This window comes from Neorhizobium lilium (assembly GCF_004053875.1).
Taxonomy (GTDB): Bacteria; Pseudomonadota; Alphaproteobacteria; order Rhizobiales; family Rhizobiaceae; genus Neorhizobium; species Neorhizobium lilii.
Map to the genome: position 1 here is coordinate 589376 of NZ_SBIP01000003.1, position 13158 is coordinate 602533.

Annotated in this window: 11 protein-coding genes; 6 read left to right on the top strand and 5 right to left on the bottom strand. The window is 61.7% G+C overall.

Annotated elements, in window-relative coordinates:
• Position 1 precedes the first annotated feature (1 nt).
• The 4 genes from EPK99_RS15375 to EPK99_RS15390 all read left to right on the top strand — a co-directional run bounded on the left by EPK99_RS15375 (position 2) and on the right by EPK99_RS15390 (position 4508).
• Positions 2–1162, top strand: coding sequence for a carbohydrate ABC transporter permease (locus EPK99_RS15375; RefSeq protein WP_128443955.1), 1161 nt, complete (start codon positions 2–4; stop codon positions 1160–1162).
• 31 nt (positions 1163–1193) lie between these two features.
• Complete coding sequence (bglA, locus tag EPK99_RS15380) at positions 1194–2849, top strand: beta-galactosidase BglA (protein ID WP_128443956.1); 1656 nt, start codon at positions 1194–1196, stop codon at positions 2847–2849.
• Between the two features lie 36 nt (positions 2850–2885).
• Complete coding sequence (locus tag EPK99_RS15385) at positions 2886–3980, top strand: ABC transporter ATP-binding protein (RefSeq protein WP_128443957.1); 1095 nt, start codon at positions 2886–2888, stop codon at positions 3978–3980.
• A gap of 117 nt (positions 3981–4097) precedes the next feature.
• Positions 4098–4508 (top strand): hypothetical protein, encoded by a 411-nt coding sequence (locus tag EPK99_RS15390; RefSeq protein WP_205909102.1) that lies wholly within the window; start codon positions 4098–4100, stop codon positions 4506–4508.
• A 75-nt stretch (positions 4509–4583) separates the two neighbouring features.
• Here the strand turns inward: EPK99_RS15390 and edd are convergent, their stop codons facing one another.
• The 5 genes from edd to EPK99_RS15415 all read right to left on the bottom strand — a co-directional run bounded on the left by edd (position 4584) and on the right by EPK99_RS15415 (position 11529).
• The gene (gene edd, locus EPK99_RS15395) at positions 4584–6401 is read right to left on the bottom strand and encodes a phosphogluconate dehydratase (RefSeq protein WP_128443958.1); all 1818 of its coding nucleotides are present in this window, start codon (positions 6399–6401) and stop codon (positions 4584–4586) included.
• Between the two features lie 102 nt (positions 6402–6503).
• Positions 6504–7202: a 6-phosphogluconolactonase gene (pgl, locus tag EPK99_RS15400; RefSeq protein WP_128443959.1), complete on the bottom strand. Its 699-nt coding sequence runs from the start codon at positions 7200–7202 to the stop codon at positions 6504–6506.
• Positions 7203–7206: 4 nt separating this feature from the next.
• A complete protein-coding gene (gene zwf / locus EPK99_RS15405; protein ID WP_128443960.1) occupies positions 7207–8679 on the bottom strand; it encodes a glucose-6-phosphate dehydrogenase in 1473 nt (490 codons plus the stop codon).
• Between the two features lie 110 nt (positions 8680–8789).
• A complete protein-coding gene (locus EPK99_RS15410) occupies positions 8790–10082 on the bottom strand; it encodes an NAD(P)/FAD-dependent oxidoreductase (RefSeq protein ID WP_128443961.1) in 1293 nt (430 codons plus the stop codon).
• A gap of 7 nt (positions 10083–10089) precedes the next feature.
• Complete coding sequence (locus EPK99_RS15415) at positions 10090–11529, bottom strand: glutamine synthetase family protein (protein ID WP_128443962.1); 1440 nt, start codon at positions 11527–11529, stop codon at positions 10090–10092.
• Between the two features lie 126 nt (positions 11530–11655).
• Between EPK99_RS15415 and EPK99_RS15420 the strand changes: the two genes are divergently transcribed.
• Positions 11656–12837: a BaiN/RdsA family NAD(P)/FAD-dependent oxidoreductase gene (locus tag EPK99_RS15420; RefSeq protein WP_128443963.1), complete on the top strand. Its 1182-nt coding sequence runs from the start codon at positions 11656–11658 to the stop codon at positions 12835–12837.
• Positions 12838–12965: 128 nt separating this feature from the next.
• Positions 12966–13100 carry a hypothetical protein gene (locus EPK99_RS25915; RefSeq protein WP_281033466.1) on the top strand — a complete coding sequence of 45 codons (135 nt, stop codon included), beginning with the start codon at positions 12966–12968 and terminating at the stop codon, positions 13098–13100.
• The last annotated feature ends 58 nt before the right edge of the window (positions 13101–13158 follow it).

Here is a 13158-nt window from a genome sequence, read left to right on the forward strand (position 1 = left end):
GATGACCGCACTTGCCAGCCTTCGCCGCATCGGGCTTCCGCGGCTCGTCGTTCACCTCTCGGTGCTGCTGATCTGCCTGCTCTGGCTGGTTCCCACCTTCGGCATCCTCGTCACCTCGTTCCGGGAGCCGCAGCAAATCGCCTCTTCCGGCTGGTGGACGGCCCTGACCGGCTCGTCGCAGACCATGGCCGTGCGGTTGGCGGACGGCGTGGCGGCGAGGCAGGACGGCACCAACTACGTGATCTCCGGCTCGGTGTTCGAAGCGGGACAGGGCGGCAAGGTGCAGGCCTTCGGAACCAAGGTCACCGCGCCTTCGGACTACAAAGCTAGCGAACCCGCCGATCTTGGTGAGGGCGAGACGCTTACGATCAACGAGGATGGCAGCTACACCTACACGAAGAACGCTCCGTTCGAAGCAGGCCGGGGCAAGCGCGTCTACCTCACCGTCGGAACCCCGCCTGCCTTCACCACGCAGAACTACGAGACGGTGCTGACCTCCCAAGGCATCGGCCAGGCTTTTGTCAATTCGCTGACGGTCGCCATCCCCTCCACCATCATTCCCATATTGATCGCTGCTTTCGCCGCCTATGCTCTCTCTTGGATGGAGTTTCCGGGACGCGCGCTCATCCTCGCCATGGTGGTCGGCCTCATGGTCGTGCCGCTGCAGATGTCGCTGATCCCGCTCCTGAAGATGTATAACGAGGTCGGCGCCTTGTTCGGCGTGCCGTCGCGAAGCTATGCGGGGGTCTGGCTGGCGCATTCGGCTTTCGGCATGCCGCTCGCCATTTACCTACTGCGCAACTATATCGCCGGCCTGCCCAAGGAGATTATCGAATCCGCAAGGGTGGACGGGGCAAGCGATTTCGAGATTTTCCTCAAGATCGTTCTGCCGCTCTCATTTCCGGCTCTTGCATCTTTCTCCATCTTCCAGTTTCTCTGGACCTGGAACGATCTCCTGGTTGCCATGGTCTTCCTCGGCACCGGAAAGGACCAGCTCGTGCTGACCGGCGCGCTCAATGCCCTGCTGGGATCGCAGGGCGGCAAATGGGAGATATTGACCGCCTCTGCCTTCATCACCATCCTCGTCCCCATTGCCGTCTTCTTTGCCCTGCAGCGCTATCTCGTCCGTGGCCTGCTGACCGGTTCGGTGAAGGGCGGCTGACTTCAACTTTCGTGTATTCCAAGGATATTGAATGACCATTGCAGCAGCAGCGACCGCGACCCCCGACAAGGACTGGTGGCGTGGCGCCGTGATCTACCAGATCTATCCTCGCTCCTTTCAGGATTCCAACGGCGACGGCATCGGCGATCTCAAGGGCATCACCGCCCGCCTCCCGCATGTCTCGGTACTTGGTGCCGACGCGATCTGGATCTCGCCCTTCTTCACCTCGCCGATGCGGGATTTCGGCTATGACGTTTCGAACTACACGGACGTCGATCCCATGTTCGGCTCGCTGTCCGACTTCGACAGCCTGATCGCCGAGGCGCACCGCCTTGGCCTGAAGGTGATGATCGATCTCGTGATGTCGCACAGCTCCGACCAGCACCCCTGGTTCATAGAAAGCCGGTCCAGCCGTTTCAACCCCAAGTCCGACTGGTATGTCTGGGCCGATGCGAGGCCGGACGGCACACCGCCCAACAACTGGCTGTCCATCTTCGGCGGATCGGCCTGGCATTGGGACCCGACACGCATGCAGTATTACATGCACAACTTCCTGACCTCGCAGCCGGATCTCAACCTGCACAACGCGGAAGTACAGGACGCGCTGCTGGACATGACCCGCTTCTGGCTGCGGCACGGGGTGGACGGCTTCCGGCTGGACACGATCAACTTCTACTTTCACGACAAGGAATTGCGCGACAATCCGGCGCTCGACCCATCGCGGCGCAATGCCTCCACGGCGCCCGCGGTCAACCCGTATAACTTCCAGGAGCATCTATACGACAAGAACCGGCCGGAAAACCTGGAATTCCTGAGGCGGTTTCGCGCCGTGCTGGAGGAGTTTCCGGCCATTGCGGCCGTGGGCGAAGTGGGCGACAGCCAACGCGGGCTGGAGATCGTCGGCGAATACACATCCGGCAATGACAAGATGCAGATGTGCTACGCCTTCGAGTTCCTGGCGCCGGATCCGCTGACGCCTGCGCGGGTAAGGGAGGTGCAGGATGCGTTTTCGGCTGCCGCTCCCGATGGCTGGGCCTGCTGGGCCTTCTCGAACCACGACGTCGTCCGCCATGTCAGCCGCTGGGGCCACGACGTGGCCGACCGCGAAGCCTTTGCCAGGATCATGGCGTCCATCCTTCTCACCCAACGCGGTTCGGTCTGCATCTACCAGGGCGAGGAACTGGGGCTGACGGAAGCCGATATTGCCTATGCGGACCTGCAGGACCCATACGGCATCCAGTTCTGGCCCGAATTCAAGGGACGCGACGGTTGCCGCACCCCCATGGTCTGGGATGCGCAGGCGCTTCAGGCCGGCTTCTCGACATCCGAAAAGACCTGGCTGCCCATCCCGGTCGAACATCAGCTGAAGGCGGTCGGTGCCCAATATGGCGATCCGGCATCCGTGCTGGAGCATTACAGGCGCTTCCTCGCATTCCGCAGGCAGCATCCGGTCTTTGCCAAGGGCGACATCCTGTTCCTGGCCGAAGATGGCGACGTGCTGCGATACAAGCGGCAATACGGCAACGAGACGCTGCTTTGCCTGTTCAACATGAGCCCGAATGCGGCTTCGACCGATCTTCCGGTCGGGGAGTGGGAGGCGTTGAGCGGCCACGGCTTCGATAGCGCGCTTGAGGGAAGACAGGTGGAGCTGCCTGCATGGGGAGCATTTTTCGCCCGTCATGCCTGAGGCGAAAATCCCGGTGGAATAGAGGAGGAGGACGAGATGGCCGGTGTCATGCTGAAGGATATCCGCAAGGCCTATGGCCAGGTTCAGGTGCTGCATGGCATCGACCTGGACGTAGCCGAAGGGGAGTTCGTCGTCTTTGTCGGCCCGTCCGGCTGTGGGAAATCGACACTCCTGAGAATGATCGCCGGCCTGGAGAGCATCACGGCCGGTGAAATGTCCATCGACGGCCAGGTGGTCAACGACATTCCGCCGTCCAAGCGTGGCATTGCCATGGTCTTCCAGTCCTACGCGCTCTATCCGCATATGACCGTCTACGACAACATGGCTTTCGGCCTGAGGATCGCTCATGAGAGCAAGACGGAGGTCGACCGGCGCGTCCGCGCGGCGGCCGATATCCTGCAACTGACGCCCTATCTGGACCGCCTGCCCAAAGCGCTCTCCGGCGGTCAGCGTCAGCGCGTCGCGATCGGCCGGGCCATCTGCCGCGACCCCAAGGTCTTCCTGTTCGACGAACCGCTGTCGAACCTCGATGCGGCGCTTCGCGTGGCGACGCGCATCGAGATCGCCAAGCTTAAAGAACAGATGCCGGAAACCACGATGATCTACGTGACCCACGATCAGGTGGAAGCGATGACGCTGGCGGACCGGATCGTCGTTCTCTCCGCCGGCCGGGTGGAGCAGGTCGGCCGCCCGCTGGAACTTTACGAGCATCCGGCCAACCTTTTCGTCGCCCGTTTCATAGGCTCGCCGGCGATGAACATCATCCCTGCCACCATCTTGGAGAGCGGAGAGACGACCCGCATCTCCCTGTCCGGCGGCCGTTCGCTGCCGGTGCCGATCCGCACGGAGACCGCTAAGGCAGGCGAGGCGGTAAACCTGGGGGTTCGGCCGGAGGATCTCCTTGTGGCGACGGGCGACGACTACCTTTTCGAAGGCACCGTCTCAATCGTGGAAGCGCTGGGCGAGGTGACGCTCCTCTATGTGGACGGACTGCCCGGCACGGAGCCTGTTGTCGTCAAGCTACCGGGTATTGTGGACATCCGTAAGGGTAATATCGTGCGGCTTGCGGCCCCTGCGGCCAAGCTGCACCTCTTCGATGCAGCCGGACAAGCTTTCTCTAAGAAGCGCTAACCTGCTATTCACCAGATCTTAAGAGCCCAAGGTGTGCTTTGTTCCAAAGCGGGACGTCCCAACGCTCTGTTAAACTTCGCGGTCTAGGCTATTGGAACACGGCATGGAGATAAGATCATGAGCACGGCGCCAGGCGGCAAGAACCACTTTCTGAACAAGGAAGAGTCGTTCATGTACGACCGCGAGCAGCGGTTCAAGATGGAAGACACGATGAATGCCGGGCGCCTCGAATACACTGAGAACGGCGTGCTCAACATGGCGCAGCGCCGCTGCGACGTGGTGCGCATCTCCCAGAGCAGCGCCGTGCTGGCGCTGATGACGCAATATAGCCTCCCCAAGCAGTTCTATCTGGATATTCCCGATGCCCGCATCACGAAGGTCGGCTGCGTGCTCATGCGCGTCAACGCCAACAACACCATCGACGTACGCTTCCTGCGCATATTGACGCCGAAGGAAATGAACCGGATTTTCGTTTTCTCGACCCATCCGAACCACCGCGACCGGACGCTGGATGTCCGGGCTTGGTGAGGAAAGCCTGAGGAATTAAAGTGAAGGGCGGCCCACTGGCCCACTGCCGCCCTGTTCATTGAAAGTCGTCTTGCCTCAAGCAAACACGCTGGCGCCTTGGTCCGCAAAGCCGACATTGCGGCGGAAGGGGGCGAAGAGCTCGCGGCCCATGCCGAACTCGTTTTCCGAAAGATCGGCGGTCGCGGCGGGGCGGGCGTCAAATTCCGCCGCATCCGCCAGTACTTCGATCGTGCCTGCCACGGCATCGAGGCGGATCATGTCGCCATCGCGGATCTTGCCGATTGGTCCACCGTCATAGGCTTCGGGCGTCAGGTGGATGGCGGCCGGCACCTTGCCGGATGCGCCCGACATGCGCCCATCCGTCACCAGCGCCACCTTAAACCCGCGATCCTGAAGCACGCCGAGCGGAGGGGTCAGCCGGTGCAGTTCCGGCATGCCGTTGGCCTTGGGGCCTTGGAACCGGACGACCGCGACGAAATCCTTGTTCAGGTCGCCCCGCTTGAAGGCGTCCTGCAACTCCTGTTGATCGTGGAACACGATGGCGGGCGCCTCGACGATATGGCGTTCCGGCTTGACGGCCGAAATCTTGATGACGCCCTTGCCGATATTGCCGGTCAGCATTTTCAGCCCGCCGGAAGACTGGAAGGGTACATCGATCGACGTCAGCACTTTCGGATCTCCGCTCTGCTCCGGCACTGGCTCACGGTGAACCTGGCCCGCCGCATCCAGTTTCGCCTCGACCGTATAGGCTTCCAGCCCGTGACCGAAGACGGTGCGGACATCGTCATGAACAAGGCCGTGTTTCAGGAGTTGCTTGATGAGGAAGCCCATGCCGCCTGCTGCGTGAAAGTGGTTCACGTCGGCGAGCCCGTTCGGGTAGACGCGCGCCAGAAGCGGCACCACGTCCGACAGTTCGGAGATGTCCTGCCAGGTGAGACAGATGCCGGCGGCGCGGGCCATGGCAACCAGATGCAGCGTGTGGTTGGTGGAGCCGCCCGTCGCATGCAGGCCGACCACGCCGTTGACGAAGGAGCGCTCGTCGATCATCTCGCCGGCAGGCGTGAACTCATTGCCGATGGCCGTGATAGCAAGGGCCCGCTTTGCCGCCTCGCGCGTCAACGCTTCGCGCAATGGCGTGCCCGGGTTGACGAAGGAGGCGCCCGGCAGGTGGAAGCCCATGATCTCCATCAGCATCTGGTTGGAATTGGCCGTGCCGTAGAAGGTGCAGGTGCCGGGGCCGTGGTAGGATTTGGATTCGGCATCCAGCAGTTCGGCGCGGCCGACCTTGCCTTCTGCATAGAGCTGGCGGATGCGTGACTTCTCGTCGTTCGGCAAGCCGGTTGTCATCGGACCGGCCGGGATGAACACGGATGGCAAATGACCGAAGGCGAGCGCCGCGATTACCAGGCCGGGCACGATCTTGTCGCAGATGCCGAGAAAGACCGCCGCGTCGAACATGTTGTGGCTGAGCCCGATGCCGGCCGCCATGGCGATGGCATCGCGCGAAAAAAGCGAAAGCTCCATGCCGGGCTGGCCCTGGGTCACCCCGTCGCACATGGCCGGCACGCCGCCGGCGACCTGGGCAACGCCTCCCGCCTCCCGCACGGCGTCCCGGATGATGGCCGGAAAGGTTTCGTAGGGCTGATGGGCCGAAAGCATGTCGTTGTAGGAGGTGATGATGCCGAGGTTCGGAACGACATCTCCGGCGAGCGCGTCCTTGTCGGCGGGGGAACAGACGGCAAAACCGTGGGCAAGGTTGCCGCAGGACAGCGTCGATCTGTGCGGACCGCGGGCTGCGGCCCGGCGAACCCGGTCCAGATAGGCTTCGCGCTGGGGCTTGGAGCGTTCAACGATGCGGGCGGTGATCGCCTCAATAGCGGAATGGGCAGCCATGGTTCTGTCCTCTCTGGCCAATCCCGGCGGAAGGCGTGGCAGCCACCGGGATTGCGCATGATGGAAATCAGGCGCAGCAAACGCCTTTGTTCGAAGCGCCTTTTACGGCGCCCAGTAGATCTCGACCGGCGATGCGGCACGATTGAGAACGGCGCGGATCGGCATGTCCGTCTCGTCCGATCCCGCCTTTGCCTGCTCCAACACATCCTTCTTGCCCTGGCCCTCGATGTGGACGACGAGGAAGCGTGCATCCGCAAGGCTGGCGAAGGAGAAGGTCAGGCGTTCCTCGCCCGCACCTTCCGCCTGCATCGTCAGTATGCCACGCGGACCGGAAAGATCGAGCGCCCGAGCCAGGTTATTGCCATGTGGAAAGAAGGAGGCCGTATGCCCGTCGCCGCCCATGCCGAGAATGGCGACGTCGAAAGGATTGCCGATACCGGCAGTTTTCTCCGTTGCGATCACGGCTGCATCCTCGATCGTCGGTGCATCGTAATAAAGAGGAATGAAGGCGGCCTGAGCCGCCTTATCCTTCAGCAGATGCGTCGCCACCAGCAAGTGGTTGGAGCGGTCGCTATCGGGCGGTACGAAACGTTCGTCCACCAGCGTCACCGTCACCTTGCTCCAGTCGATATCGCGCGACGACAGCGTCTCGAAGAAGCGCTTGGGCGTCGAGCCACCGGAAACCGCGATCGAAGCGGATCCGCGTTGCTGTATAGCGGAACCAAGCCGAGCCGCGACTTCGTCCGCCAAACCCGCGGCAAGTGCGGCTGCATCGGCAAATTCGTGCAGGGTCGCCGTCATCGGATCAGCCTTCATGCCAGGTGCGGCCGTCTCGCTCGATGAGCGCGATGGCCTGGCTCGGTCCCCAGGTGCCGGCCGTGTAGCCTTGCGCCACCTGTCCGGTCTCTTCCCAGCCCTTCAGGATCGGATCGACCCAGCGCCATGCAGCTTCCACTTCGTCCCGGCGCATGAACAGCGTCTGGTTGGCGCGGATCGTATCCATCAGCAGGCGCTCATAGGCGTCCGGGCTGCGGACGCTGAACGCCTGGGCAAAGCTCATGTCCAGCGACACGTTGCGCAGGCGCATGCCGCCCGGGCCTGGGTCCTTGATCATCAGCGACTGCTTGACGCCTTCGTCCGGCTGCAGGCGGATGATCAGCTGGTTGGAGGAAATCCGGCCGGCGGCGCTGTCGAAGATGTTGTGCGGCACCTGCTTGAAGTTGATGACGATTTCAGACATGCGCGAGGCAAGACGCTTGCCGGTGCGGATGTAGAAGGGTACGCCGGCCCATCGCCAGTTGCCGATCTCCGCCTTGATCGCGACGAAGGTTTCCGTGTTGGAAACGCCGCCTTCCAGCTCGTCCAGATAGCCCTTGACCGGGCCGCCGGCGGAAGCGCCCGCACGGTACTGGCCGCGCACCGTCATCTGCTCGCAATTGGCTTCGGTGATCGGCTTCAGCGCGCGCAGCACTTTCAGCTTCTCGTCGCGCACGGCCTCCGAATTCATGGAGGAGGGCACTTCCATGGCAACCAGGCAGACCAGCTGCATGATGTGGTTCTGCACCATGTCGCGCAGGGCGCCGGCTGTGTCGTAGTAACCGGCGCGGCCTTCGAGGCCTACCGATTCCGCCACGGTGATCTGCACGTGATCGATATGATCGGCGTTCCACAGCGGCTCGTAGAGCGCATTGGCGAAACGCAGAGCCATCAGGTTCTGCACCGTTTCCTTGCCGAGATAGTGGTCGATCCGGTAGATCTGCTCTTCGCGGAAAACCCGGCCGATCGTGTCGTTGAGTTCCAGTGCGGAGGCGAGGTCGCGGCCGATCGGCTTTTCGACAACGATCCGCGTCGAATCGGTGATCAGGTTATGGTCGCGGATCTTCTCGGAAATCGCCCCGAAGATCCCTGGAGCGACGGCAAGATAAAACACGCGAACGCGTTCCTTGCCGTCGTTGAGCAGTTCCTTCAGCCCGTCCCAACCCTGGTCGGATTTGGCATCGACCGATACGTAGTAGATCCGCTCGCAGAATTTCTGGACTTCCGCTTCGTCGTATTCACCCTTTTTCAGGTGTTCCTTCAGCGCGTCCTCTGCAAATTTGCGGTATTCCTCATGGGTGAGGGTGCTGCGCGAAGCGCCGATGATGCGTGTGGGCTCGGTGAATTGCCCTTCGATCTGCCGGTGATAGAGGGCTGGCAGGAGCTTGCGCTCCGCGAGGTCTCCGGTGCCGCCGAAGACGACGCAATCAAATGGTTCGACTGGGATGATCTGGCTGCTCATCGCGTTTCTTTCATCTTGCATGGTTGAGGCTGTGTAATCTAATCGATTGAAAAGTGCTAGTCCGAATTGAATTTAGACGATGCGAAAGCCCTAGCCCGAGGATTTTGACCCTAGAACCTGTCACGCAAGGCGAACCAGGTCAGGGCTAGGAAAAGCAAGGGACTGCGCATGCGACGGCCGCCGGGAAATGCGGGTATCTTCAGCTCCGCAAGGAGATCGAGTTCACTCGCCTTTCCCGTAACCCTGTCTGCATAAAGTTTACCGCAGTAATTTGACAGCATGACGCCATGACCTGAATAACCTCCGATGGAGGTTACCCCTGGCATCACCTCCCGCACGAAGGGCTGCCGTGGCAGGGTGATGCCGACATTGCCGCCCCAGGCATGGGTGATGGGGACGTTTTTCAGCGCCGGATAGGTGGTGACAATCTGGCCGCGGATGGCTTCCGCCGTGTCGGCGGGATTGCGGGAGGAGTAGACTTCCCGACCGCCGAACAGCAGGCGGTTGTCCCGGCTCTTTCGGAAGTAACGCACGACGAAGCGCGAATCGCACACCGCCTCATGACCCGGAATGATCTGCGGAAAATCGTCGAGCGGCGCCGTGGCCGCGATGAACGAGCCGATCGGCATGATATGCGAAGCCGTGATTGGCTCCAGCGCGCCGATATAGGCATTGGTTGCGAGAAGCACGCGGTCGGCTGTCAGCACGCCGGCAGGCGTATCGATTAGGGTCTTGCCACCAGACTGGCGAATAGCCGTGGCGCGGGTCATCTCGTAGATCTGTCCGCCCGCAGCCTGGGCGGCTCGGGCTAGCCCTATCAGCAGCTTCAGCGGGTGGATATGGCCCGTGCCCGTATCCCGTATTCCGCAGTAATAGTCCGTGGTTCCGACCCGCTCTGCCGTCTCCTTCGCATCCATGAAACTGATATGCGGATAGTCATAGCGCGTGGCGGCGATTTCCGCATTGGCGCGATAGTCACGCTCATAGCCCCGCTTGTGCGACACGTTGAGCTGGCCCGGCATGAATTCCATGTCGATGCTCTGCGTTTGGGCGAAGTCGAGCAGATATTGCTTGGCATGCTCGGCCATCCAGAACAGCGCCTTGGACCGCTCCAGGCCGAGTTCCTTTTCCAGATCTTCCGGCCACCAGCGCTGGCCGGTGCCCAATTGCCCGCCATTGCGGCCAGATGCTCCGTCGCCGAAGCGCCCGGCCTCGATCAAGGCGACGTTGATCCCTGCTTTTGCCAGGTTGTAGGCGGCCTGAAGGCCGGTAAAGCCCCCGCCGACGATCGCAACATCCACCTTCAGCGACCCATTGAGCGCTGGATAGGCGGGCCGTTCGTCAAGGGACGCCTGATACCAGGAAATGCCCGGGGCAATTGGGCTCTGCCATGTTTCGCTCATACCGGCCTCAAACGTTGAGAAGCAGGAACTCCCGCTCCCAGGGGCTGATCACCTGCATGAAGGTTTCGAACTCGCCGCGTTTGACGCCGGCATAAAGCCCGATGAACTCCGAGCTGAAGACCTCGGCAAGGGTCGCGTCCGATTCGAGCAGCGAGATCGCTTCGAGGAGCCCGCGTGGCAGGTCTACATCGCCCTCGTTGGCAGAATCGCCGGTCGGAGCCGATGGCTCGATGGCGTTCATGATGCCGATCAGGCCGCAGCCGAGCGAGGCCGCAAGCGCCAGATAAGGGTTGGAATCGGAGCTCGGCAGGCGGTTTTCCACACGCCGGGCATTGGGGTCCGAAACCGGAACCCTAAAAGCCGTGGTCCGGTTGTCGTAACCCCATGCATTGTTGACCGGGGCGGACATGTCCGGCGTCAGGCGCCGGTAGGAATTGACGTAAGGGGCCATCATCGCCAGCGTCTTTGGGACGTAGGTCTGCATGCCGCCGATGAAGTGGAAGAATTCCTTGGATGCCGATCCGTCCGGGTTGGAGAAGATGTTGCGACCGGTTTCTATATCCACCACCGACTGGTGGATATGCATGGCGGAGCCGGCCTGGCCCTGCATGGGCTTGGCCATGAATGTCGCGTAGATGCCGTGCTTCAACGCTGCTTCGCGGATTGTGCGCTTGAACATGAAGACCTGGTCGGCCAGCTCCACCGGATCGCCATGCCGAAGGTTGATCTCCAGCTGGGCCGGGCCCTCCTCGTGGATCAGCGTGTCGATCTCCAGGCCCTGCTTCTCGGAGAAGTGGTAGATGTCGTCGATAAGTTCGTCGAATTCGTTGATGCCGGCAATCGAATAACCCTGGCCACCGAGGATGGAGCGGCCCGAGCGTCCCTTGGGCGGATGCAGCGGATAGTCCGGGTCGTCGTTCTTGGCGACGAGATAGAATTCGATTTCCGGCGCGACGACCGGCTTCCAGCCTCGCTCGCTGTACATCCGGACGATGTTTTTCAGCACGTTGCGCGGCGTGTAGCAGACAGCATTGCCCTCGGTATCGACGATGTCGCAGATGACCTGAGCAGTGGGATCGCTCTCCCATGGCACGACGGCGAGCGTCGACAGATCCGGCACCAGCTTCAGGTCGCTGTCGCGGGGTTCATAGCGGAAGCTTGCGGTCTCCTCCGGATATTCGCCCGAGATCGTGTGCCGGTAGATGGCCGATGGCAGGGCCAGCGACGTGTTCGAGGTGAATTTGGACGACGGCATCATCTTGCCGCGCGGCACGCCGGCAAGATCCGGGGTGATACATTCCACATCCTCGATACCGCGTGCCCGCAGCCAGGCCGTTGCGTCCCGCCAATCGGTTGCGCCGCGCAGCGAGGTCAGCGCCGGCTGGCCGGAGGCGGATTTGAGGACAGGGCTCGTGGCGGGGGCAGCAGCGGCTTTTTTGCGCGACATGACACATCTGGGCGAGGTTGATCGTGCGCCCATCATAGCCATGGAACCAAACTTGGCGAGGGGGTACAGCCATTGACTTTGCCCTCCGCATCGAAAAAGCAGGCTGTGAAACGGAAGGAGCGGCAGATGGCGCGAAAATTCGATGTCGTTATCTTGGGTGCAGGCGCTGCCGGCATGATGTGCGCGGTGCGCGCCGGAAAGCGCGGCCGGACCGTGCTGGTGATCGACCATGCCAAGGCGCCGGGTGAGAAGATCCGCATTTCTGGCGGCGGCCGCTGCAACTTCACCAACCTGCACACCGCTCCGCAAAACTATCTGTCCGCCAATCCTCACTTCGCCAAATCCGCCTTGGCGCGCTACGCGCCGCGTCAGTTCGTGGATCTGGTGGAGAAGCATCACATTGCCTGGCACGAAAAGACGCTGGGCCAGCTCTTCTGCGACGACAGTGCCAGGGACATCATCCGCATGCTGCTCGCCGAAATGTCAGCAGCGGGGGCCGTAGTTCAGCTTCAGACCCAGGTTTCGGCGGTTGAGAAGACGCCGGACAGCTTCCGCGTGGAGACCTCGAACGGCACGGTGGAAGCCAGTTCGCTTGTGGTCGCCACGGGCGGCAAGTCCATCCCCAAAATGGGGTCGACAGGTTTTGCCTATGATATCGCCGGACAGTTCGGGATTCAGGTGATCGAAACGCGCCCCGGCCTGGTTCCGCTGACGCTCGATCCGAATACGCTGGAGAAGCTGGCGCCGCTATCCGGCATTGCCGTGCCGGCAGAACTGCGTCACGGCAAGACCTCCTTCCGCGAAGCGCTGCTGTTCACCCACCGGGGTCTGAGCGGTCCGGCAGTTCTGCAGATTTCGTCCTATTGGCGGGAAGGCGACGAGGTTCGGCTGACGATCGAGCCGGATATCGATATCGCTGCGGCAATGAAGCTGGCCCGCAGAACGAATGGCCGGCAGTCGGTTCAGACCGCCCTTGCAACTGTTCTGCCCAAGCGGCTGGCTCAGTTTTTTGCCGAAAGCCAATCCATGACCGGTACGTTGGCCGACGTTCCGGACAAGGCAATCGACAGGCTTGCCGGCATGGTCAGCGGCTGGACCATCCGGCCGGCGGGGTCGGAAGGCTACCGCACGGCCGAAGTTACTCTTGGTGGGGTGGATACGGCTGCGCTCGATTCCAAGTCCATGGAGGCCAAAGCCGTACCGGGCCTCTACTTTATTGGAGAATGCGTCGATGTGACCGGCTGGCTGGGCGGTTACAATTTCCAATGGGCCTGGGCGTCCGGCCATGCCTGCGGCGAGGCGGTATAGAGCGGATTCAACACTTCTTAATAGAGGTGGCGGATGCTGCCTTATTGCCAGCCAATTCCTGAGGTCTATGTTTGGCAAGGCCTTGCTCATTGAGGAGGCCGTGGACGACGCGCAATGGAGATTGATTTATGTCGAACCCCCGCCGTGCCCGTGCAATCGCCATTGCCAAGGCTGAGGACAGCGCCAAGCTGTTCCGACTACGCCTGCTGATCCTGACCGTCGGAGCAACTGCGGCTCTTCTGGCTCTACCGGCAGTTTTTTGAAGCCTCTTTCCGCATTCTTACCTGCCAGGGCCGTAATCGTAGCCTTGTTTCTCCCGCA